This is a genomic window from Azorhizobium doebereinerae UFLA1-100 (genome assembly GCF_000473085.1).
GTDB classification, from domain to species: Bacteria; Pseudomonadota; Alphaproteobacteria; order Rhizobiales; family Xanthobacteraceae; genus Azorhizobium; species Azorhizobium doebereinerae.
This window is the reverse complement of the sequence record NZ_AXBA01000028.1, coordinates 20,035-41,202: the sequence shown is the minus strand read 5'-3', so window position 1 is coordinate 41,202 and position 21,168 is coordinate 20,035. Positions and strand designations below refer to the sequence as shown.

The window sequence follows — 21,168 nt, the reverse complement described above, 5'->3', positions numbered from 1 at the left end:
TCAGAGATCCAGCTGGCGGAAGCCGCGCGACCAATAGAGCAGGGGCTCCGCCGCCTCGGCGAGGCGGGTGGCCACCACGCGGCCGAGCACGATCATGTGCGAATGGCGCTCGATCACCTCGTCCAGCCGGCAGTCGAAATTGGCCAGCGCCCCGTCGAGGACCGGCGCGCCGGTGGCGAGCTGGGTCCAGCCGCCCGCCGCGAAGCGCTCCTCGCCATGCAGGCCCTTCATGCCGGCGAACCGCTCGGCCAGCTCCTGCTGGCCCGCCGCCAGCACGTTCACCGCGAACACGCCGCGCGCCAGAAGCTCGCCGCGCACCGACGAGCCCTTGTTGATGCAGATGAGCAGCGTCGGCGGGTCCACGGAAAACGAGGTGAGCGAGCTGGCGGTCAGGCCGGTGCGGCTCGTCCCCTCACCCACGGTAAGAACGCTCACCGCCCCGGCGAGGCGCCGCATTCCGGCCCGGTAGGCGTCGGTCAGGGCATGGTTCGGCGGCTCGGCCTGGAGGTTCACGAGGCGGCCCCGGAGATGGAGATAACGGAAAGGCGGGGCAGGAACGGCATCGCAGGGTCCCGAATCACAGGCGCGGTCGAAGGCGCGACCGACGACAGGCAATGTAGGCATGCGGTTCCGCATTTGCGAGATGATGCTCCGTCCCCCGTCCGGCCCGGTTTTCGCCCGGCCGAATCGCACATGGACGGTGTGCCCGGACGGCAGGACGCTTATGGGTGATTGGCAGTGCCGGAGCGCGGCGCTATCAGGATGCGGTTCGACGCATTGCGGGGGTCTCGATGTCTTTTTCCTGTTTCGCTGCGGAGCGCCGGTCGCGGCGGCTCGGCCTGCTCGCCGCCGCGCTGACCCTGGGGCTCGCCTCCGCCCCGGCGGCGTTCGCCCAGACCGCCGCGCCGGCGACGGCCCCGGCGGCGAAGAAGCCCGCTGCCGCACCGGCCGCGCCGAAGCCGGCCGCGCCCGGCCCCGCGCTCGGCCAGGAGGACAGCGGCCCGACCCGTACCACCGCCACCTATGACGACTGGGTGGTGCGCTGCGAGCGTTCCGACGTGGTCGGCGGCGCCAAGGTGTGCGAGGCGGCCCAGACGCTCCAGATCGGTAATCCGCAGCAGGGGCTGTCGGCGCAGGTGGTGTTCGGCCGCCTGACCAAGGAGGCGCCCATGCGCCTCGTGGTGCAGTTGCCCGTGGGCGTGTGGCTGCCCACCGGCATCCGCTTCGTCTATGGCGAGAAGGCGCGGACCGTGGCCGCGCAGTACAAGTTCTGCATCCGCGCCTGCATCGCCGACGTGGAACTGAGCGCCGAGGACGTGGCGGAACTGGGCACCGCCGCCGGGCCGGGCAAGCTGGAATTCCTCGACCGCAACCAGCAGCCGGTGGCGCTCGACATCTCGTTCAAGGGCCTCGCTGCGGCGCTCGCCGCCCGCGACAAGGGCTGAGGAAAGCGCGGCGGGACGGGGCGGGGGCAGGCCTCATGCGCCGGGTGCCGCAACGGCGGCGGCATCCGGCCGCAGGGCGATGCGGACCAGGCCCTCACCCCCAACATACGGCACAGGCACCATATTCCCGCCGTGTGGGCATGGTCATGAGCGGGATGAAAAAAGAGGGTTAACCAAGCCGCATCAGTCCTGTAGCATGCCCGTGCAAGCCGCAGGACAGCCTGCCGGGGCATAAGGTCCGGCAAGATGTAAACCGGCGGGAGCAAGGGTGAGTTCCGACGGGGCGTGGGGGTTTTCGATTTATTTACCGCGATCCATGCTCAATGGGGGCTGGATCAAGGGAAATATCCCAATCCTGGCGTAGGTACGGATGACGCAGGGTGTCGCTTGGCCGATGAGGCAGGCGACGGCCCGCCTGAAGTCCGGCCTTCAATCAGTCGAGTAGCGCGCATCATGACCTATATGGCCTGGATGGATGACGACGAGGCCCCCTTCGAGGCGCCTCTTGCGACCACGGCCAAGTTCCAGCCTCTGCTCAAGGGCGGTATCGTCATCGGGTTCGGCGCCATTGCCGCGGCCGTGCTGATGGTGGCCATCGGCGGCGGGCGCAGCTCCACCGCTCCGGCCTCCGCGCCGGCCGGGCGCGAGGCGTCGCAGACCGCCCTTATCGATCCGCCCGATGCCATCCGCATCTCGCGCGCCCACAGCGCCGGCCGGGTCGAGGCGATTCCCTCCTCCGGCACCGTGGCCGACGGGCGCGACTGGATGTTCGCCCCTTCCGTGCCCGGCGAGCCCACCGCCTTCCTCGGCCGCCAGACCGTGGTCGCCAGCGCCCTGCCCGAGCCGGCGCCGGCGGTCGAATCGGTGCGGGTGATGCCGCTGCCGTCCGCCAATCCTTTGTTCGCCGCCCGCGCGCCGCAGAGCGAGGCCGCCGACCGCGCCGAGATGCGCGCGCTGAACGCCCAACTGGTCGCGCCGCCGCTGCCGACCCGCAATCCGCTGCTCGCCGGCCGCCAGCAGCTCGCGGCGGTCGAGCCCGCCGAGCGCATGCAGGAGCCCGAGCCGGCGCGCACCCCGCCGCCGGCGGCGCCCACGCCAGCCGCCGAATCCATGCTGCCGGGCCCGAGCGACAAGTTCGCGCTCTATGACATCAAGGCCCGCGTGGTCTACATGCCGAACGGCGAGAAGCTGGAGGCGCACTCCGGCTATGGCGACATGTTCGACGACCCGCGCTTCGTGCATAAGAAGATGGTCGGCCCGACCCCGCCCAACGTCTATGAGATGAAGATGCGCGAGAGCCTGTTCCACGGCGTGGAGGCGATCCGCCTCAACCCGGTGGGCGGCGGCAACATGTTCGGCCGCGACGGCATGCTGGCGCACACCTACATGCTCGGCCCGCGCGGCGATTCCAACGGCTGCGTCTCGTTCCGCGACTATCCGAAGTTCCTCACCGCCTTCAAGCGCGGCGAGATCAACCGGCTGGTGGTGGTGACGAGCCTGCCCAGCAAGCCCGAGCCGTCCAACCCGATCCTGGCCTGGCTGTCGCAGGCCTCCGGGCGCTGAGCCTCCGGCGGCGCGCCGCCGGCTTCCAATCCCGTTTCCGAGACACCCGGCCCGCCCTGCGCGCCGGGTGTTTTCGTTCAGGCGGGGGCGCTCAGCGGCCGCGGCGGGGCGAGGGGCGGCCGGAGAGGGCGCGCACCAGGCTGGTCTTCACGCTCGCCACATGCTCGCGCATGAGCATTTCCGCGCGATAGGCATCGCACAGCAGGATGGCGTCATAGATGCGGTGGTGGTCGTCGTGCCGCCGCCGCACGTCCAGATGGTCGAACGACACCACGTTGCGGTGGGAGGATTGCGGCACGCTCTGGCACAGCCGCACCATGTCGCCCAGCATCCGGCAGCGGGCGGCGGTGTGGATGGTGTCGTGGAAGATGAAGTTCACCGTGCCGTAGGCGATGCGCTCCTCCTCGCCCAGTTCGTCCCGCGCCAGGATCTGGTCGCCATCCTCCAGCGCCCGCTCGATGGCGGCGCGCTCCGCGTCGGAGAGGCCGCGCTCGGCGGCGAAGCGGGCGGCCAGCGATTCCAGCATGGCGCGGATCTCGTAGGCGTCCACGATCTCCGAGGTGCGGAAGCGGCGCACCGAATAGCCCCGGTTGGGCGCGTATTCCAGCAGCCCCTCGCTGGCCAGCGACTGCAGCGCCGAGCGCACCGGCGTGCGGGAGACGCCGAGCGTCTCCGACAGGCGCACCTCGTGCAGCTTGGCGCCGGGCTCCAGGTCGCCGGACAGGACTGAGGCGCGGATGCGGTCGGTGACGGACAGCGAGCGGGTCGCGGTGCCGGACCGGGGCGGCTCGATGGGGTCGAGGATGATATCGGCCATGCGCTTTCACGAGATGGAACTTTGCCCGACCCTACCCGCCGGGACGGGTCGGCGGCAAGCATACAATTCGTGCCATAGGAGCGCCGGTGCGGGACCGCGCAAATGCTTTGACAATCCTGTCCGCCACGCGGACCGCCGCTTAAAATGCGGGCAAGGTGCGGCGTGAATTGCAGCAAAAAATGTATACATTGTTTCTTGACCGGAGACAAATTGTATTCAAAGTTTGAGGCATTCGGATTGCATGCGTTTGAAAGGGCGGTGCCATGGGGACTGTGATCGACAGCGCCATCGAGCAGATCACGCAGAACCGGCTGCCCCATTACGAGCCCTATGGCTGGCACCACTGGCCCGAGCATCCCTGGCTCGCCTACCAGTTCCGCCGCGGCCTCGGCGAGACGCAGGAGGGCGGCGGCGCGGTCTCCGAGGTGTTCCAGGCCGCCGCCCGCATGATCCCCGGCGACCTGGAGAGCTGGCATGCGGAGTGGATGCGCATCGCCGAGCGCAACCGGACGCGCGCTCTGGCGGAAGAGCAGGCGGGCCATATCCGCACCGCCATGAACTGCATGCTGCGCGCCGCCGACTACTACCGGCAGGCCGAGTTCCACCTGGAGCCGGACGACCCGCGCCGCCTGCCGACCTTCGAGCTGATGGAAGCCTGCTCGCAGGCCTTCCTCTCCCACCTCAACCCGCCCGGCGTCGCGGTGGACATTCCCTATGAGGACGGCAAGCCGATCTGCGGCTATTTCGTCCGCGCCCCGTTCCCCGGCGAGAAGATGCCGGTGCTGATCTGCATGGGCGGGCTCGACAGCATCAAGGACGAGATGTGGTTCATGCAGGCGCACGGCGCCCTGCAACGGGGCATCAGTGTGCTGATGATCGACGGCCCCGGCCAGGGCGGCACGCTGCGCCGCCACGGCGTGGTGGCGCGGCCCGACACCGAGGTGGCCATCGGCAAGTGCATTGACTGGCTGCTCACCCGCGACGACGTGGACCCCGCCCGCATCGCCGTGTGCGGCTCCTCGCTCGGCGGCTATTACGCCGCGCGCGCCGGCTGCTACGAGCACCGCCTCGCCGCCGTCATCTCGCACGGGGCGATCTGGGACGTGCACGACATGTGGGGCGGCAAGGGCGAGGACTTCGGCCTCGCCATGCACATCAAGTGGGTGATGGGCGCGCCCACCATGGCCGCGGCCATGGAGACGGCGAAGGCCTTCACGCTCGACGGCCACTTGCAGCACATGCGCTGCCCCTACCTCATCCTGCACGGCGGCTATGACGTGCTGACCGTGAGCGCGGCGACGCAGACCCGGGACTATGCGGCAAAGCACGGCGTCAACGTCACCTTCCGCATCGTCGATCCGGAGGAGACCGGCGCCGAGCACTGCCAGCACGACAACCCCACCATGGGCCAGGAAATCCTTGCCGACTGGTTGGCGGACATCTTCGGCATCGACCAGGCGGGGCTGCTGAAGACCGGCTGGAATCCCCTGATCTGAAGGCGCGCGCCATGAGCCAGACAACCCTCCGCCAGCCCCCGCTTCACCAACCCTCCCTGCGCCTCGGCGTGGATGCGCCGAAGGCCGCCATCGTCGCCATCGACCTGCACCGCGGCCATCTGGACATGGCGGTGGCCACCATGCCCACCAGCCCCGAGGTGGCCGCGCGGGTGATCGCCGCGAACGCCAGGCTGTTCGCCTGGGCGCGGGCGGCGGGCGTGCCGGTCGTGCATCTCATGACCTCCTACCGGGATGCGGGGGAGATCGCCGCCAACCCGTTCTGGCGCAGCCGCGCCGAGGACCCCGCCGCCACCCGCAAGAACGTGCTGCGGCACAATCTGGAGGGCGGCCCCGGCTGCCAGGTGATGCCGGAGCTGTGGCTCGCGGGCGATGTCCTGGTGGACACCAAGAAGCGCTACGACTGCTTCATCGCCTCCGACCTTGATTTCTTGCTCAGGAGCCGCGGCATCAACACGCTGATCATCACCGGCGTGAACACCAATTCCTGCGTGCTCGCCACCACCACCGCCGCCAACGTGCGCGACTATGCGGTGATCGTGGTGGAGGACTGCGTGGACACCATGGACGGCCCGGCGCTGCACGAGGCCGGCCTCCTGTGCATCCGCACCGCCTTCGGCTCGGTCCTGTCCAGCGCGCAGGTCATGGCCTCCGATCTGCTCGCCGGCGCGGGCGAGACGGGAGCAGCGGCGTGAACCTGCGGGCGAAAACAGCCATCCAGCAAGGGCGGGCCGTGCTCGCCGTCAATCCCGGCGGGGTCGCCCTGCCGGCGGTAGAGGCGCTGGCGGCCTGCGGCGCGGACTGCCTGTTCATCGATTGCGAGCGCACGGCGGTCTCGGTGGAGAGCATCCCGGCGCTCGCCCGCGCCGCGCAGGCGTGCGGCATGAGCGCCGTGGTGCGGGTGATGGGCAAGGATCCGGCGCAGATCATCCGCGCGCTTGATTGCGGCGTGGACGGCATCGTGTTGCCGCAGGCGGAAAGCGCGGACGACTGCCACATGCTGGTGGCGGCCGCCCGCGCCGCCACCAGGGGGCGCGAGGGGGAGCTGCTGCTGATTGCGCAGATCGAGAGCGTCGCCGCGCACCAGCGGCTGGAGGCGATGGCCGCCGTGCCGGGCGTGGATCTCTTCCTCATCGGCCCCAACGACCTCGCCCACGCCATGGGCTTCCTCGGCGATACCGCGCGGCCGGAACTGAAGGCGGCGGTGGACGACATCATGGCGCGGCTCGCCGCGCTGGGGCGCCCGTTCGGCCTGCCCGCCACCACCGCCAGCGCCCCGGACCTCGTCGCGCGCGGCGCCACCTTTCTCTACGCCACGCTGGAGGGCCTGCTGCGGCCCGGCGTGGCGGCCCTGCGCGGCGCCATGGGCGCCCCGCTTTCCACGCAATGACCCGGGAGGACACCATGGCCATGCTGCCGCGCGAGCGCGCCCCTTATTCCGCCATCGTCGATCGCCCGCCCCTGAAGCTGCCGGGCAAGGCCCGCGTGGTGCTGTGGACCATCGTGAACCTGGAGGTGTGGGACATCGCCCGCCCCATGGCGCGGCAGGTCATCCCCGCGCCCACCGGCCAGGCGCTGCTGCCGGACGTGCCGAACTGGAGCTGGCACGAATACGGCATGCGGGTCGGCGTGTGGCGCTTCTTCAAGCTCTACGAGCGCCTCGGCATCCGCCCCACGCTCTCCATCAATGCCCGCGTGTGCGAGGATTACGCGCGCGTTGCCGGGCAGGCGCGGGACGCCGGCTGGGAGTTCATGGGCCATGCCTATGAGCAGGGCCCGATCCACAAGATCGAGGACCAGCGCGGCATGATCCATCGCTCAATGGACATCATCGAGACCTTCACCGGCAAGCGCGCCAAGGGCTGGCTCGGCCCCGGCCTCACCCAGACGCTGGAGACCCCGGACCTGCTCACCGAGGCCGGGGTGAAATATATCGGCGACTGGGTGTGGGACGACGAGCCGGCGGTGATCGAGACCGTCAACGGCCCGCTGCACACGCTGCCCTACACGGTGGAGCACAACGACATCCCGATGATGGCCGTGGCCCATCATGAATCGCCCTACTGGCTCCAGCGCCTGAAGGACAGCCTCGACCGGCTGCACGAGGAGGGCGAGGAGCGGGCCAAGGTGATGGCGGTGGCCATCCATCCCTATCTGTCCGGCCAGCCGCACCGCATCAGGTATCTTGAGGAATTCTACGCCTATGCCGCCGCCAAGGGCGACGTACTGTTCTGGAATGGCGAGGAGATCCTGGACTGGTACCAGACCACGCAGGGCACGAAGGCGTGAGCGCGATGACCGAGCCTCATGCCTTCGTGTTCGCCCCGCCGGCGATCGAGAGCCTGCCCGTGGTCGGCGCGGAGGCCCGCTTTCCGGTGCGGCGGATCTATTGCGTCGGCCGCAACTATCTCGCCCACATCCGCGAGATGAAGGAGGCGGAGGACGAGCGCGACCCGCCCTTCTTCTTCCAGAAGCCGCGCGACAGCCTGGTTGAGGACGGGGCCACCGTGCCCTATCCGGCGGATACGGACGACTACCAGTTCGAGGTGGAGCTGATGGTCGCCATCGGAGCGGCGGGCCGGGACCTTTCGGTGGTTGAGGCCGAGGGCGCGATCTTCGGCTATGGCGTGTGCCTCGACATGACGCGGCGCGACCGCCAGAGGGAATGCGGCGGCAAGCGCCTGCCCTGGGAGCGCGGCAAGGCGTTCGATCAGTCCGCCCCCTGCGGGCCGGTGTTTCCCAAGGCCCTGGGCGGCAATCCGGCCAAGGGCGCCATCACCCTCACGGTGAACGGCGAGGAGCGCCAGCGCGGCGACCTCGCCCAGTTGATCTGGAGCGTGCCGGAGATCGTCGCCAACCTGTCGGCCTCCTATGCGCTGGCGCCCGGCGACATCATCATGACCGGGACCCCCGCGGGCGTCGGCCCGGTGAAGCCCGGCGACGTGATCGTCGGGGCCGTGGACGGCTTCGGCACCCTGACCCTCACCATCGGCGGCCGGGAGGCCTGACATGCTGCCCACCGAGCGGATCTCCTATTCCCCCATTTCCCAGCGCCCCAAGCTGACGCTGCCCGGCGGCAAGCGCATGGCGGTGTGGGTGATCGTCAACATCGAGGAATGGAACCCGCGCGAGACCATGCCGCGCACGGTGCTGACCCCGCCGGCGGGCGGCTCGCCGAGCCCGGACATCCCCAACTGGGCCTGGCACGAATACGGCAACCGCGTCGGCTTCTGGCGCATGCTGGAGATGTTCGACGAGACCAAGGTGCCGGCGGTGCTGGCCATCAACGGCACCGCCATCTCAAGCTACGAGCCCATCGCCAGGGCGGCGCTGGAGCGCGGCTGGGAGTTCATGGGCCACGGCTACACCCAGAAGAACATGCAGAAGGTGGAGAACGAGCGCGAGGATATCGCCCGGACCACGCAGGCGATCGCCGCCTATACCGGCAAGCGCCCGCGCGGCTGGCTGGGGCCGGGCCTCACCGAGACCTGGGAGACCCCGGACCTGCTGGTGGAGGCGGGCTACGACTATGTGTGCGACTGGGTGCTGGACGACCAGCCGGTGGTGCTGAAGACCCGCTCAACGCCGATCGTGAACATTCCCTACACCCAGGAATGCAACGACGTGGCGATGATGCTGATCCAGCATCACAAGGCCAGCGAATATTACGACCGTGCCCACGACCAGTTCGAGCAGCTCCATCACGATGCCCGCGACAGCGCCCGGGTGATGGCCCTGGTGGTGCATCCCTACATCATGGGCGCGCCGCACCGGATGAAATACTTCCGCCGCATCATCGAGGAGATCCGCGCCATGGACGACGTCGCCTTCATGACCGGCGAACAGATTTTCGACTGGTACCTGCGCGAGCGGCCGGACGCGCTCGCGGCCGGGAGCGCCGGATGAGCGGGCTCAACGCCTTCCAGCTCCTCAACGGGCTCACCTTCGCGGCTCTGCTGTTTATCGTGGCCTCCGGCTTCACGCTGATCTTCGGCCTGCTGCGCATCGTCAACCTCGCCCATGGCGCGCTCTATCTGCTGGGCGGCTACGCCGGCTATGCCGCCGCGCACGCCTCGGGCAGCTTTCTCGTCGGCGTGCTGGCGGCCATGGCGGCGGTGGCCGTGGTCGGGCTGGTGCTGGACCAGGGCCTGCTGCGCTTCGTGCGCGGCTACGAGCTTCGGCAGGTGTTGCTGACCCTCGGCGTCGCGTTCCTGCTGAACGACCTGACCCTGGTGGCGTTCGGCGGCGACACCTACACCGTGCCGGCGCCGGAGGCGCTGCGCGGGGCGGTGCGCTTCTGGGGCCTGTTCTATCCCAAGTACCGCCTGTTCGTGCTGGCGCTGGGCGTGGCGGTGTTCATCGCTCTGTGGCTGCTGATCAACAAGACGCGGCTCGGCGCGCTGATCCGCGCCGGGGTGGACGATCCGGAGATCATCGCAGCCATGGGCGTCAACATCCGCCGGGTGTTCCTGCTCACCTTCATGCTCGGCGCGGCGCTGGCCGGCCTCGGCGGCGCCGTGGGCGGCGCCTTCCTGACGCTCTATCCCAGCGCCGACGCGGAGATCCTGGTGTTCTCGCTGGCGGTGGTCATCATCGGCGGGCGGGGCAGCCTGGTGGGCGCGGCGGTGGGCGCGCTCATCGTCGGCATGCTCAACACGGTGGGACAGGTGATGTTCCCCGAGTTCGCCTATTTCGTCATCTTCGGCCCCATGGCGGCGATCCTCGCCTTCCGCCCGCTGGGCCTGTTCGGGAGGGCGGTCTGATGAGCGCGCCGTCGTCGCCCGTACCCGCGCCCTTGGGCTCCCGCGTGCCGCTGGCCGGCCTCGCCGTCGCGCTCGGGGCGCTGGCCTTCGCCGTGCTGCCGCTGCTGGTGCCCACTTATCAGGTGAGCATCCTCACCGAGATCCTGATCTTCGCCGTGCTGGCCATGGCGGTGGACGTTCTGGCGGGCTTCACCGGCCGCACGCCGCTGTGCCACGGCGCCATCTTCGGGGTGGCCACCTATGTGGTGGTCTATTGGAGCCAGCAGGGCGGGGCGCCGGTCACCGGCGTGCTGCTGGCGGTGGCGGCGGCGACGCTGGTGGCGGCGATCTTCGGCCTGCTCGCCATCCGCACCTCGGGCGTCTATTTCCTGCTGCTCACCCTGGCGCTGGGCATGATCGTGTGGGGCGTGTGCCTGCGCTGGACCTCGGTGACGGGCGGAGAGAACGGCCTGCGCGGCACGGTGCGGCCTGAATTGCTCGCCGGGCACCTGCCGTTCTATTACGCCGTGTTCGCGGTGGTGGGGATCATCACCTGCGTGATGTGGCGCTTCGTGCGCTCGCCCTTCGGCCTGACGCTGCGCGGCATCCGCGACAGCGAGAGCCGCATGCGCGCGCTCGGCTACAATGTCTCGCTGCATTTGTTCCTGGCCTTCACCATCTCCGGCTTCTTCGCCGGGCTGGCGGGCGCGCTCTACGCCATGTTCAACGATTTCGTCAGCCCCTCCACGGTGGCGCTGTCGCAGTCGGTGGAGGGCCTGCTGATGGCCATCACCGGAGGCATCGGCACGCTGTTCGGCGCCTTCATCGGGGCGGCCGCCATCATCGGGCTGGAGAATTTCGTCAGTCAATATACCGAGCGCTGGCAGAGCGTGCTCGGCCTCATGTTCATCCTCATCATGATCTTCGCCCCGCAAGGGGTGATCGGGCGGGTGCGCGACCTTCTCACCCGCCGCCGCTGAGCAGCCGAAAAACAAATAACAGCCGACCAGACCGAACCGACAGGAGTGGAACCATGGACCGCAGGACGTTTCTGAAGACGAGCGTTGCCGCCGCCGCTGCCGGCGCGGTGGCGATGCCCCATGTCGCCCGCGCCCAGGGCGGGCCGATCCGCATCGGCCTCATGGCCCCGCTCACCGGCGTCGTCGCCGCCGGCGGCCGCGAGATGGTGGACGGCTTCAACATGTATTGGGAGGAGCACGGCAACGAGGTCGCCGGGCGCAAGGTGGAGGTGATCGTCGAGGACGACGCCGCCAATCCCGACACCGCATTGCAGAAGGCCCGCCGCCTGGTGGAGCAGGCCAATGTCAGCATGCTGTTCGGCAACCTGCTGGCCAACACCGGCCTCGCGGTGGCCAATTATGTGAAGGGCAACGGCATGCCCTATTTCATTCCGATCATCGCCGCCGACGACCTCACCCAGCGCAACCGCATCAAGAACGTCATCCGCGTGGCCGGCTATACCGCCAGCCAGTTCCCCCGCCCGCTGGCGGACTGGGCGCTGAAGCAGGGCTACAAGAAGGTCGCCACCATCAGCCAGGACTACACCTTCGGCCACGAGCAGTGCGGCGGCTTCTGCCAGACCTTCACCGAGGGCGGCGGCAAGGTGCTGGGCCAGTTCTGGCACCCGCTGAACACCTCCGACTTCAGCCCCTACCTCGGCCAATTGGCCAATCTCGGCGCCGACGTGGTGTTCGCCATGGAGACCGGCGCCGATGCCACGCGGCTGATGCAGCAATATGCCAATTTCGGCCTGAAGGGGCAGATCCCGCTGATCGGCGCCATGAACATGACCGACCAGTCCGTCATCCGCACCATGGGCGACGAGGTGGACGGCGTCGTGGTGGCGGCGCATTTCGCCGAGGGCTCGCCCGCCCCGGTCACCCAGTCCTTCGTCGCCGCCTACGGCAAGAAGTTCGGCAAGCTGCCCTCGCTCTACGGCTTCTCCATGTATTCCGGCGCCATGTGGGTGGATGAGGCGCTGAAATCCATCAAGGGCAATGCGGAGGACCGCGACGCCTTCCTCGCCAGCGTGATGAAGACCGACCTTACCGGCTCGCCGCTCGGCCAGACGGTGAAGATGGACGACTATGGCAACCCGATCTACGACGTTCACATCCGCAAGGTGGTGAAGAACAAGGACGGCAAGTATTGGAACGAGCCGATCGCCAATTATCCGAACGTGTCGCAGTTCTGGAAATACGATCCGGTCACCTACATGAAGCAGCCGCCCTATTCACGCGACTTCCAGGGCATCAAGAAGTCCTGATCCCGTCGCCGGGCCGCCGCCCGCTTCGCGCGGACGCGGCCCGGCCTCAGAGCCTGCCGGCAACGGCTGGCCGGGCGCGCCTCTCTTCCAACCCTCCCCCCGGGAGAGGGGCGCGATCCGCGGCCCGGCCAAGCAGGAGACGATCCGTTGAACCCAAGGCCCGCTCCGTGACCGATCTGCTGCATCTTGAGGGCATCTGCGTCCAGTTCGGCGGCCTGCGCGCCGTAGACGACGTGAGCATCCGCGTGCCGGTGGGCGAGCGCCGGGCCATCATCGGCCCCAACGGCGCCGGCAAGACGACGCTGTTCAACGCCATCACCGGCGTGGTGCGCGCCACCTCGGGCCGGGTGATGTTCGAGGGGCGGGATGTCACCCGCCTGCCGGTGCACGCCCGCGCCAGGATCGGCATGAGCCGCACCTTCCAGATCACCAACCTGTTTCCCAACCTCTCGGTGGCGGAGAACATGCGCCTCGCGCTGCGCGGCCTCTCGCCGCGCAAGTTCTCGCTGCTGGGCGGCGGCGGGCTCGACGCAGCCGAGCAGGATCGCGCCGACGCGGCGCTCGGGATCTCCCGCCTGCATGCCCGGCGCGATGCGCTGGTGAAGGAATTGTCCTATGGCGAGCAAAGGCAGCTGGAGCTGGCCATGGCGCTGGTGGCGCAGCCGCGCCTGCTGCTGCTGGACGAGCCGGCCGCCGGCCTGTCGCCGTCCGAGCGGGTCATCGTCTCGGACATCATCCGCGCCTTGCCGCGCGACCTCACCCTGGTGCTGATCGAGCACGACATGGATCTGGTGCTCTCGCTGGTGGACTACGTGACCTGCCTCAACAACGGGAAGATGCTGGTGGAGGCCCCGCCCGCCGAGATCCGCACCAACAGCCTGGTCCAGGACGTCTATCTGGGAAAGGCGCGCCACAATGCTTGAGGTGGCCGATCTGCACAGCTTCTATGGCGAGGCCCACGTGCTGCACGGGGCGAGCCTCACGGTCAATGCGGGGGAGGTGGTGGCGCTGCTCGGCCGCAACGGCATGGGCAAGACCACGCTGATCCGCTCCATCATGGGCCTCACCCCGCCGGACGTGCGCGCGGGCTCCGTGCGCTGGAAGGGCGCGGAGCTGCGCGGCGTGCCCTCGCACGAGATCGCCCGGCGCGGCATCGCCATCGTGCCGCAGGGGCGGCGGCTGTTCCCCTCGCTCACCGTCACCGAGCACCTCACCGTGCTGAAGCCGGCGGGCGCGACCCATGGCTGGACGGTGGCCAAGGCGTTCGAATTCTTCCCCCGCCTCGCCGAGCGCCGGCACAATCGCGGCAACCAGCTCTCCGGCGGCGAGCGGCAGATGCTGGCGGTGGCCCGCGCGCTGATGATCGACCCCGAGCTGATCCTCATGGACGAGCCCTCGGAAGGGCTCGCCCCGGTGATGGTGCAGCATCTGGAGGGCATCATCCTGCACTTGAAGCAGGCCGGGCTCGGCATCCTGCTGGTGGAGCAGAATCTCTACAGCGCCCTGGCGGTGGCCGACCGCGCCTATATCCTGGAGACCGGCCGGGTGGTGCACGAGGCGCTGGCATCGGATATTGCCAGGGATCCCTCGACGCTGACCCGTTTCCTCGGCGTCCATTGACGAGAGCGTCCATGGCAGAGATTGAGCAGACCCCGTCCGACTTCGCCGCCGCCATCCTCGCCCGGCAGGGCGTGACCATCCGGCCGGAGGAGGCGCAGGGCCTCGCCGCGCTCGCCCGCCAGCTCAACGCGGCGGTGGCCGCCGGGGCGCAGGCGCGCGTCACCATCGATGCCAGCCCCTGGAGCTTCCCGACGCTGCGGGCCGAGATCGCCGAGCGCGGGGAGGCGGAGGCGTGAGCGCGCTGCACGAACTCGGCCTCGTGGAGACCGCGGAGGCCATCGCCAGCGGCGCCGTCACGTCGGAGGCGGTCACCCGCGTCGCGCTCGACCGGCTCGAATCCCTCGGCCCGCGCTACCACGCCATCATGGCCATCGATCGCTACGGCGCGCTCGATGCCGCCCGCGCCGTGGATCTCGCCCGCGCCAAGGGCGAGGACATCGGCCCGCTGGGCGGCGTGCCCCTGGCGCACAAGGACCTGCTCTATCGCGCCGGCCGCGTCTGCACCGGCGGCTCGATCATCCGCAAGGATTTCGTGGCCGACACCACCGCCTCGGTTCTGGAGCGGCTGGACGGCGCCGGCGCGCTCGATCTCGGCACGCTGCACCTGGCCGAATTCGCCCTCTCGCCCACCGGCTTCAACGCCCATTACGGCCATGGCCGCAGTCCGTGGAACCTCGACTACGGCTCCGGCGGCTCCTCTTCCGGTTCCGGCGCGGCGGTGGCCGCGCGGCTGGTGAGCGGGGCCCTGGGCTCGGACACCGGCGGCTCCATCCGCCATCCGTCCGCCATGTGCGGCGTCACCGGGCTGAAGCCCACCCACGGCCTCGTGCCGCTCTACGGCGCCATGCCCATGGCGCCGAGCCTCGACACCATCGGCCCGCTGACCCGCAGCGCGCGGGACGCCGCCCGGCTGCTGTCGGTGATCGCCGGCCCCGACGTGCGCGACGCGGCGACCCTCTCGGCGCCCGAGCGCGACTATGAGAGCGGCCTCGTCGGGGACCTGAAGGGCCTCACCATCGCCGTGCCGCAGGGCTATTACCGCACCACGGCGGATCGCGAGATCCTGGCGCTGATGGACGAGAGCCTCGCCGTGCTGCGCGAGGCGGGGGCGAAGGTCGTCGAGACCACGGTGCCGGACATGGCGCTGGTCAATGCGCTGATGCAGGTGGTGATGACCTCGGAGGCGGCGGCGCTCCATCGCCGCTGGCTCACCGAGCGGCCGGAGGACTATGGCGCGCAGGTGCGCGCCCGCATCCTGCCGGGCTTTGCCTTGCCGGCGACGCGCTATGTGGAGGCGCTGATGATGCGCGCCGACGTCGCGCGCGACTGGCTCGCCTGCGCCATGGGCGAGGCGGACATGGTGCATGTGCCGACGCTGCCGGTCCCGGTGCCCAGCATCGCGCAGACCACCCAGGGCGCGCCGGAGGACGTGGCCATCGCCATCGCCCGCGTGACCCATTGCACGCGGGGCATCAGCTATCTCGGCCTGCCGTCCCTGTCGGTGCCCTGCGGCTTCACCGCCAACGGCCTGCCGGCGGCGTTCCAGCTGGTGGGGCGGCCCTATGGCGAGCCGGTGCTGCTGCGCGCGGGCGACGCCTACCAGCGCCGCACCGACTTCCACACCCGCCTGCCGCCCGATTGCGGCGAGGCGTGAAGCTTCCGCTGCGCGGCCCGGCCGGGCCGCGCAGAAGCGGTCAGCGGAACAGGTTGCGCTTGGCCAGTTCCAGCAGCTCGTCGCCGCGTCCGTTGATGATGGCCCGCGCCGCATAGAGCGAGAAGCCCACCGCCTGCTCGGCCTTGATGGCGGGCGGAATCACCAGCTCCAGCTTGTCGGTGACCACGTCCACCACGGCCGGGCCGTCATGGGCGAAGGCGGCTTCCAGCGCGTCCTTCACGTCAGCGGGGTCCTCCACCCTGCGGCCGAAGATGCCGATGGCATTGGCCATGGCGGCGAAGTCGGGGTTTTGCAGGTCCGTGCCCACGTTGAGGAAGCCGGCGGCCTTCATCTCCATGTCCACAAAGCCCAGCAAGCCGTTGTTGAAGATCACGATCTTCACCGGCAGGTTGAGCTGGCGCAGGGAGAGGATGTCGCCCATCAGCATGGAGAAGCCGCCGTCGCCGGACAGCGAGACCACCTGCCGGCCGGGGTAAGCGCCCTGCGCGCCGATGGCCTGGGGCATGGCATTGGCCATCGAGCCGTGGATCAGCGAGCCGATGAGCCGCCGCTGGCCGTTCATGGCGATGTAGCGCGCCGCCCACACCGTGGTCTCGCCCACGTCCACGCTGAACACCGCATCCTGCGCCGCCACCTCGTCGATCACCTTGGCGAGATATTGCGGATGGATGGGCTTCACGCCGGGCGTGCCGGTGGCGAGCGCGTCGAGGTCGCGGCGCGAGGTCTTGTAATGCTCCTGCACCTTCTTGAGGAAGGCGTCGTCGGTGCGCGGCGTCAGCCGGGCGAGCAGGGCGGCCAGGGTGGCCTTCACGTCGCCCACGAGGCCGAGATCGAGCCGGGTGCGGCGGCCGAGATTCTCCGGCCGGATGTCGATCTGCGCCACCTTGGCGTCGGAGGGGTAGAACTGCCGGTAGGGGAAATCGGTGCCCACCATCACCAGCAAATCGGCATCGCGCATGGCGTGGTAGCCGGATGGGAAGCCGATGAAGCCGGTCATCCCCACGTCGTAGGGATTGTCATATTCCACGAACGGCTTGCCGCGCAGGGTGTGGACCACGGGGGCCTTCAGCGCGGCGGCGAACGCTACCAATTCGTCATGGGCGCCCTCGCAGCCGCCGCCGGCCAGGATGGTGATGCGGCTGGCGGCGCCGGCCAGGGCGATGAGCTTGTCCAGCTCCGCCTCCGGCGGCAGGACGGTGGGGAAGGCCACATGCGTCCAGCTCGCGTCCGCCTTGCCCTCGGCGGCCTGGAGCGCCACGTCGCCGGGGATGACCACCACCGCCACGCCCTGCTTCTGGATGGCGGTACGCATGGCGATCTCAAGCACGCGCGGCATCTGCGCCGGGCTCGTCACCATCTCGCAATAATGGCTGCATTCCTTGAACAGGCTTTCCGGGTGGGTCTCCTGGAAATAGCCTGAGCCGATCTCGGGGCTGGGAATATGGGCGGCGATGGCCAGCACCGGCGTGCGGCTGCGGTGGCAATCGAACAGCCCGTTGATGAGATGCAGGTTGCCCGGCCCGCAGGAGCCGGCGCACACCGCCAGCTTGCCGGTGAGCTGGGCCTCGGCCCCGGCGGCGAAGGCCGCCACCTCCTCGTGCCGCACATGCATCCATTTCACCTGCGGCGTCGCGCGCAGGGCATCGGTGAAGCCGTTGAGGCTGTCGCCCACCACGCCCCACACCCGTTCCACTCCGGCGGCCGCCAATGTGCGCGCCATCACGTCCGCAACCCGAACTCCGGCCATGTGGTCCTCCTGCTCTGCCTTGCCCCACCCGCGGAGCGCCGTATCCGGATGCCGGCCGCCGACGCGCGCCGGACTGTTGACGTATCATCATGCCAGCGGCAGATCACGCAAGAGGGCAGCCGCGGCCATCGCGAGGGCGGGTGGCGGGCGGCTGCGAACGGCGGCATCATGCCGGCGCATCGGCGGGAGGCGGGGCCATCATGACCAGTCGGCGGGACCTCGTCGAGCGTCTGCGGACCAGGGGCGCGCGGTGGATCGAGCCGCCGCTCGCGGCGTCGGAGCGCTATGCGGTCTCGGCGCTGGAGGATCTCGCCGCCTTCAGCCTGACCGGCCATCGCGCGCAGGTGGCGCTGCGGGTGACGCTGGGCATCCTCGTCGCCATCGGCATCGCCCATGCGCTCAGGCTGGAAATGCCGGTATGGGCCGCCATCAGCGTGCTGCGGGTGTGCCAGAACGACCGCTCGGCCACCGTGAAGCGGGGCCTGGAGCGGGTGGCGGGCACGCTCGCGGGCGGCTTCATCGCCTATGTCATCATGCTCGGGGGCGCGGTGCACGGCTGGGTCTATGTGGCGACCGGGCTGGCGTGCGCCGCCGCAGTCTATGCCCAGGCGGTGAGCCGCTACAGCTACGCCTTCGTGCTGGTGGGCTTCACCGTGCCGCTGATGACCTATCACGCGCTCACCTCCGACCAGCCCATCGGGCATGTGATCGTGATGCGCGGGCTGGAGGTGCTGGTGGGCGTCTGCGTCGCCACCGCCGTGGACATGCTCACCTCGGTCGGCAAGGCTTCGCCCCCGAAGAAGCCCTTGTTCGGCGAGACCGACGCGGTGTTCCTCGGCCACGCGCTCACGGTGGGCATCGCGGTGGCATTGGTGCCGGTGGTCTGGACGGTGTTTCATCTGCCGGGCTTCGAGCAGACGCCGATCACCGCCTTCATCGTGGTGGGTGCGGCGCGCGAGGGCATCGGCTGGAAGTCGCTGAACCGCTGCATCGGCTGCCTGATCGGCGCGGCGGTGGGCTTCCTCGGCCTGCTGGTCCTCGACGGCAGCCTGTGGACGTGGCTGGCCTTCGTCTTCGTCGGCCTGTTCGTCTTCACCCAGGTCTGCTTCGGCGGCAGCGTGATCGCCTATACCGGCGTGCAGGCGGGCATCGCCTTCCTGCTGGTGATGGTGCAGGAGCCCATTCCGCATCTCGATGTCGCCGCCGGCATCGGCCGCATGTGGGGCATCGCCGGCGGCATCGCCATGGTGGTGCTGGTTGGCCTCGCCACCTGGCCGATCCGCCGCCGCATCGCCGAGCGCCTGCAGCCGCGCGGCTTGCACGAGGCGGCGCACTGAGGACCTGAACGCGCAACGGCCGGCCCGGGTTGCCCGGGCCGGCCGTCAGTCGTTGTCGATGGTTGTGCGGGCTATGCGGCGCGGACTGTGTCGAGGAAGCGCTGCATCTCGACTTCGAGGCGCTTGGCCTGGTCGGTGAGGGCGCCTGCGGCGCCCAGCACCTGCCCGGCGGCGGCGCCGGTCTCGTCGGCGGTCTTGGCCACGTCGGAGATGTGGCTGGTCACGGTATTGGTGCCGGTGGCCGCCTGGTCCACGTTGCGCACGATCTCGCGGGTGGCGACGCCCTGCTGCTCCACCGCTGCGGAGATGCTGGTGGCGACGTCGCTCATGCGGCGGATCTGGCCGCCGACGCCCTCGATGACGGTGACCGCCTGCTGGGTGGTGGCCTGGATGGCGCCGATCTGGCTCTCGATCTCGCCCGTGGCCTTGGCGGTCTGGGTGGCGAGCGCCTTGACCTCGGAGGCGACCACGGCGAAGCCCTTGCCGGCGTCGCCGGCACGGGCCGCCTCGATGGTGGCGTTGAGGGCCAGAAGGTTGGTCTGTTCGGCGATGCTGGAGATGAGGCCGACCACGTCGCCGATGCGCGCCGCCGCCTGGGCGAGCTCGCGGATGACGTCGCCGGTCTTCTCGGCTTCCTTGACCGCGACGCCGGACATCTCGGCGGACTGCTGCACCTGGCGGCCGATCTCGTCCACCGAGGAACCGAGCTCCTCGGCCGAGCTCGCCACCATGACGACGTTGGTGGAGGCTTCTTCCGCTGCGGCGGCGACGGCGGTGGACTGCTCGGAGGTCTTGCGGGCGGCGCCGGCCATGGTCTGGGCGGTGCCGTGCAACTGGGCCGAGGCGGAGGCGACGCTGCCGATGATGCCGCCGACCGCCTGCTCGAAGTCGTTGGCCAGCGCCAGCATGCCGGCGCGGCGATCCGCCTCCGACTTCACCCGGACCTGCTCGGCTTCCGCCTCCAGCGCGGCGTTGCGCGCCATCTCCTCCTTGAACACCAGCATGGTCTGCGCCATGGCGCCGATCTCGTCGCGTCGCGCGGTGTTGGGAATATCCACCGCCAGGTTGCCGCTGGCCAGGACCTGCATGGTCTCGGTGAGGTGGCTGAGCGGCCGCGTGACCCGGCGGATGACCACGATCAGGCCGGCGGCGGCGATGAGCAGGGCGGCAGCCAGGGCGACGGCGTAGAGCACCAGGGACGACCATGCGGCATCGGAGATGTCGTCGGCGGCCGCGGCCAGGCTGTCCATGGCGCCAAGGCCGACGGCGGCGATGAACTCCAGCGCCGGGATCGACTGGCCCCGCCACTGGTCGGCGGTGACCGCCGGCAATTGGCCGGACGAGAGCGCGGCGACCACCTGGTCGCGCAGGTCTTTCACCGGGCCGGAGAAATAGCGCTGCCCGGCGGCGTCCACCGCAGCCTTGAGCGAGGCGGGCATGTCGGGCGCGTCGACGAAGGTCAGCACCTGGCTCCAGCCCAGGCTGGTCTTGGCGTCGGTGGCGGCGAGGCCGGAGATCTCCGCCGGTTTCAGCGGGCGCTGGTCGCGCAGCGCGGTGGAGAACAGCAGGGAGGAATCGCCGGCCGTGACGCGCGCCGTGCCGGCGGCGACGCGCACGACGATGAAGCGCAGCAGGCTCGGCTGCTCGGCGCGGATCTGCTTCTCGATGGCGGTGGTGGCGTCCTCGATCTGGGCCAGGATGGCGATGCCCTCGTCCAGCACCCGGGCGCGCAGCTTGGGATCGCGGGCCTCCGCCGGCTGGCGCAGCGCCGCGTCGACTTCCGCGCGCAGCGTCTGGATGGACTGGGCATTGTTGCGCAGCTGCTTGGCAAGGGCGGCGGTGGCGGGCGTGCCGGCCGCCTCCAGCCCGGCGATGGCCGCGGAAAGGCCGGGGTCCACCTTGACGCGGCGGCTGGCGATGCTGGCGATGCCGCCCTGCACCTTGTCGAGCGGCAGGGGCAGCGTGTTGCTGGCATCGGCGCGTTCGAGGCGGTAGTTGGTGAAGGCGCCGTACAGCGCGTGATCGACCTTGACCAGTTGCAATGCGGCTTCGGCCGTCTGGTAGCGATGGTAGGCGCTGAGGAGCGAGGAGACGCACAGTCCCGCGAGAATGGCGCTGATCAGTGAAAACAGCGCGATCAATGTCGTCTTGATGGACAAATTCATACCCGCCCCCAAATTCTATCCGCTCCGAATATCCACCGGGGCTGTCGCGAAGCTTGCATGTTGCGATGCAGTATACCGCAAGTATATGCTGCGGAATCGGCCGTTTCGAAGGGGCGCCCGAACATGGCGATGCACGGTGACGCCGTGACGCATCCTCGCCATGTCCAGCGCGCCGCAGCCGGGTACGGTACGCCGCCGGAAGCCTGGCGCGGCGCGCGATGTTTCATCCTTCCGCTCGCATGGCGAGCGTCAATGT

Annotated in this window: 20 protein-coding genes; 16 read left to right on the top strand and 4 right to left on the bottom strand. The window is 69.6% G+C overall.

All coding sequences use genetic code 11. The features are described from left to right. Positions 1-513 carry a flavin reductase family protein gene (locus tag YU1_RS0118865; RefSeq protein ID WP_029005414.1) on the bottom strand — a complete coding sequence of 171 codons (513 nt, stop codon included), beginning with the start codon at positions 511-513 and terminating at the stop codon, positions 1-3. Positions 514-791: 278 nt separating this feature from the next. Here YU1_RS0118865 and YU1_RS0118860 point away from each other — a divergent pair, with 278 nt between their 5' ends. Together YU1_RS0118860 and YU1_RS34065 are read left to right on the top strand one after the other, a co-directional pair. Then, complete coding sequence (locus YU1_RS0118860) at positions 792-1,445, top strand: invasion associated locus B family protein (protein WP_051357021.1); 654 nt, start codon at positions 792-794, stop codon at positions 1,443-1,445. Between the two features lie 453 nt (positions 1,446-1,898). After that, positions 1,899-3,008, top strand: a complete 1,110-nt coding sequence (locus tag YU1_RS34065; protein ID WP_084539973.1) for a DUF2778 domain-containing protein — start codon at positions 1,899-1,901, stop codon at positions 3,006-3,008. A 91-nt stretch (positions 3,009-3,099) separates the two neighbouring features. Here YU1_RS34065 and YU1_RS30160 read toward each other — a convergent pair whose 3' ends face one another. Then, positions 3,100-3,825 (bottom strand): GntR family transcriptional regulator, encoded by a 726-nt coding sequence (locus YU1_RS30160; RefSeq protein WP_051357020.1) that lies wholly within the window; start codon positions 3,823-3,825, stop codon positions 3,100-3,102. Positions 3,826-4,088: 263 nt separating this feature from the next. Between YU1_RS30160 and YU1_RS32135 the strand changes: the two genes are divergently transcribed. The 13 genes from YU1_RS32135 to YU1_RS0118785 all read left to right on the top strand — a co-directional run bounded on the left by YU1_RS32135 (position 4,089) and on the right by YU1_RS0118785 (position 15,642). Next, positions 4,089-5,321: an alpha/beta hydrolase family protein gene (locus YU1_RS32135; protein WP_051357019.1), complete on the top strand. Its 1,233-nt coding sequence runs from the start codon at positions 4,089-4,091 to the stop codon at positions 5,319-5,321. 11 nt (positions 5,322-5,332) lie between these two features. Further along, entirely contained in the window at positions 5,333-6,034 is a 702-nt protein-coding gene (locus YU1_RS30150) for a cysteine hydrolase family protein (protein WP_084539972.1), read from the top strand. Then, the gene (locus YU1_RS0118835; RefSeq protein WP_029005412.1) at positions 6,031-6,729 is read left to right on the top strand and encodes an HpcH/HpaI aldolase family protein; all 699 of its coding nucleotides are present in this window, start codon (positions 6,031-6,033) and stop codon (positions 6,727-6,729) included. The genes YU1_RS30150 and YU1_RS0118835 overlap by 4 nt, the downstream gene beginning before the upstream one ends. A 14-nt stretch (positions 6,730-6,743) precedes the next feature. After that, on the top strand, positions 6,744-7,628 hold the full coding sequence (locus YU1_RS0118830) for a polysaccharide deacetylase family protein (protein WP_035715906.1): 885 nt from the start codon (positions 6,744-6,746) through the stop codon (positions 7,626-7,628). 5 nt (positions 7,629-7,633) lie between these two features. Continuing rightward, the gene (locus YU1_RS0118825) at positions 7,634-8,347 is read left to right on the top strand and encodes a fumarylacetoacetate hydrolase family protein (RefSeq protein ID WP_029005410.1); all 714 of its coding nucleotides are present in this window, start codon (positions 7,634-7,636) and stop codon (positions 8,345-8,347) included. Between the two features lies 1 nt (position 8,348). After that, positions 8,349-9,245 (top strand): polysaccharide deacetylase family protein, encoded by an 897-nt coding sequence (locus YU1_RS0118820; RefSeq protein WP_029005409.1) that lies wholly within the window; start codon positions 8,349-8,351, stop codon positions 9,243-9,245. Then, positions 9,242-10,102, top strand: coding sequence for a branched-chain amino acid ABC transporter permease (locus YU1_RS0118815; protein ID WP_029005408.1), 861 nt, complete (start codon positions 9,242-9,244; stop codon positions 10,100-10,102). The genes YU1_RS0118820 and YU1_RS0118815 overlap by 4 nt, the downstream gene beginning before the upstream one ends. Next, positions 10,102-11,061 (top strand): branched-chain amino acid ABC transporter permease, encoded by a 960-nt coding sequence (locus tag YU1_RS0118810; protein WP_084539970.1) that lies wholly within the window; start codon positions 10,102-10,104, stop codon positions 11,059-11,061. The genes YU1_RS0118815 and YU1_RS0118810 overlap by 1 nt, the downstream gene beginning before the upstream one ends. 53 nt (positions 11,062-11,114) lie before the next feature. After that, positions 11,115-12,368: an ABC transporter substrate-binding protein gene (locus YU1_RS0118805; protein ID WP_051357017.1), complete on the top strand. Its 1,254-nt coding sequence runs from the start codon at positions 11,115-11,117 to the stop codon at positions 12,366-12,368. 167 nt (positions 12,369-12,535) lie between these two features. Further along, on the top strand, positions 12,536-13,291 hold the full coding sequence (locus YU1_RS0118800; protein ID WP_029005405.1) for an ABC transporter ATP-binding protein: 756 nt from the start codon (positions 12,536-12,538) through the stop codon (positions 13,289-13,291). Beyond that, positions 13,284-13,988, top strand: a complete 705-nt coding sequence (locus YU1_RS0118795; protein WP_029005404.1) for an ABC transporter ATP-binding protein — start codon at positions 13,284-13,286, stop codon at positions 13,986-13,988. The genes YU1_RS0118800 and YU1_RS0118795 overlap by 8 nt, the downstream gene beginning before the upstream one ends. Before the next feature lie 11 nt (positions 13,989-13,999). Beyond that, positions 14,000-14,224: a hypothetical protein gene (locus YU1_RS0118790; RefSeq protein ID WP_029005403.1), complete on the top strand. Its 225-nt coding sequence runs from the start codon at positions 14,000-14,002 to the stop codon at positions 14,222-14,224. Beyond that, positions 14,221-15,642: an amidase gene (locus tag YU1_RS0118785; protein ID WP_029005402.1), complete on the top strand. Its 1,422-nt coding sequence runs from the start codon at positions 14,221-14,223 to the stop codon at positions 15,640-15,642. The genes YU1_RS0118790 and YU1_RS0118785 overlap by 4 nt, the downstream gene beginning before the upstream one ends. Before the next feature lie 40 nt (positions 15,643-15,682). On the opposite strand, the gene poxB is transcribed toward YU1_RS0118785, so the two are convergent. Next, on the bottom strand, positions 15,683-17,410 hold the full coding sequence (gene poxB / locus YU1_RS0118780) for a ubiquinone-dependent pyruvate dehydrogenase (RefSeq protein WP_029005401.1): 1,728 nt from the start codon (positions 17,408-17,410) through the stop codon (positions 15,683-15,685). A gap of 200 nt (positions 17,411-17,610) precedes the next feature. Here poxB and YU1_RS0118775 point away from each other — a divergent pair, with 200 nt between their 5' ends. Continuing rightward, positions 17,611-18,747: an FUSC family protein gene (locus YU1_RS0118775; RefSeq protein ID WP_029005400.1), complete on the top strand. Its 1,137-nt coding sequence runs from the start codon at positions 17,611-17,613 to the stop codon at positions 18,745-18,747. Positions 18,748-18,818: 71 nt separating this feature from the next. On the opposite strand, the gene YU1_RS34765 is transcribed toward YU1_RS0118775, so the two are convergent. Beyond that, positions 18,819-20,912, bottom strand: coding sequence for a methyl-accepting chemotaxis protein (locus YU1_RS34765; protein WP_051357016.1), 2,094 nt, complete (start codon positions 20,910-20,912; stop codon positions 18,819-18,821). Positions 20,913-21,168 lie beyond the last annotated feature (256 nt).

Bases quoted from the DNA above. Each gene is read 5' to 3' on its own strand.
- YU1_RS0118860 (WP_051357021.1), top strand. From the start codon at position 792: ATGTCTTTTTCCTGTTTCGCTGCGGAGCGCCGGTCGCGGCGGCTCGGC.
- YU1_RS34065 (WP_084539973.1), top strand. From the start codon at position 1,899: ATGACCTATATGGCCTGGATGGATGACGACGAGGCCCCCTTCGAGGCG.
- YU1_RS30160 (WP_051357020.1), bottom strand. From the start codon at position 3,825: ATGGCCGATATCATCCTCGACCCCATCGAGCCGCCCCGGTCCGGCACC.
- YU1_RS32135 (WP_051357019.1), top strand. From the start codon at position 4,089: ATGGGGACTGTGATCGACAGCGCCATCGAGCAGATCACGCAGAACCGG.
- YU1_RS30150 (WP_084539972.1), top strand. From the start codon at position 5,333: ATGAGCCAGACAACCCTCCGCCAGCCCCCGCTTCACCAACCCTCCCTG.
- YU1_RS0118830 (WP_035715906.1), top strand. From the start codon at position 6,744: ATGGCCATGCTGCCGCGCGAGCGCGCCCCTTATTCCGCCATCGTCGAT.
- YU1_RS0118825 (WP_029005410.1), top strand. From the start codon at position 7,634: ATGACCGAGCCTCATGCCTTCGTGTTCGCCCCGCCGGCGATCGAGAGC.
- YU1_RS0118820 (WP_029005409.1), top strand. From the start codon at position 8,349: ATGCTGCCCACCGAGCGGATCTCCTATTCCCCCATTTCCCAGCGCCCC.
- YU1_RS0118815 (WP_029005408.1), top strand. From the start codon at position 9,242: ATGAGCGGGCTCAACGCCTTCCAGCTCCTCAACGGGCTCACCTTCGCG.
- YU1_RS0118810 (WP_084539970.1), top strand. From the start codon at position 10,102: ATGAGCGCGCCGTCGTCGCCCGTACCCGCGCCCTTGGGCTCCCGCGTG.
- YU1_RS0118805 (WP_051357017.1), top strand. From the start codon at position 11,115: ATGGACCGCAGGACGTTTCTGAAGACGAGCGTTGCCGCCGCCGCTGCC.
- YU1_RS0118795 (WP_029005404.1), top strand. From the start codon at position 13,284: ATGCTTGAGGTGGCCGATCTGCACAGCTTCTATGGCGAGGCCCACGTG.
- YU1_RS0118790 (WP_029005403.1), top strand. From the start codon at position 14,000: ATGGCAGAGATTGAGCAGACCCCGTCCGACTTCGCCGCCGCCATCCTC.
- poxB (WP_029005401.1), bottom strand. From the start codon at position 17,410: ATGGCCGGAGTTCGGGTTGCGGACGTGATGGCGCGCACATTGGCGGCC.
- YU1_RS0118775 (WP_029005400.1), top strand. From the start codon at position 17,611: ATGACCAGTCGGCGGGACCTCGTCGAGCGTCTGCGGACCAGGGGCGCG.
- YU1_RS34765 (WP_051357016.1), bottom strand. From the start codon at position 20,912: ATGAATTTGTCCATCAAGACGACATTGATCGCGCTGTTTTCACTGATC.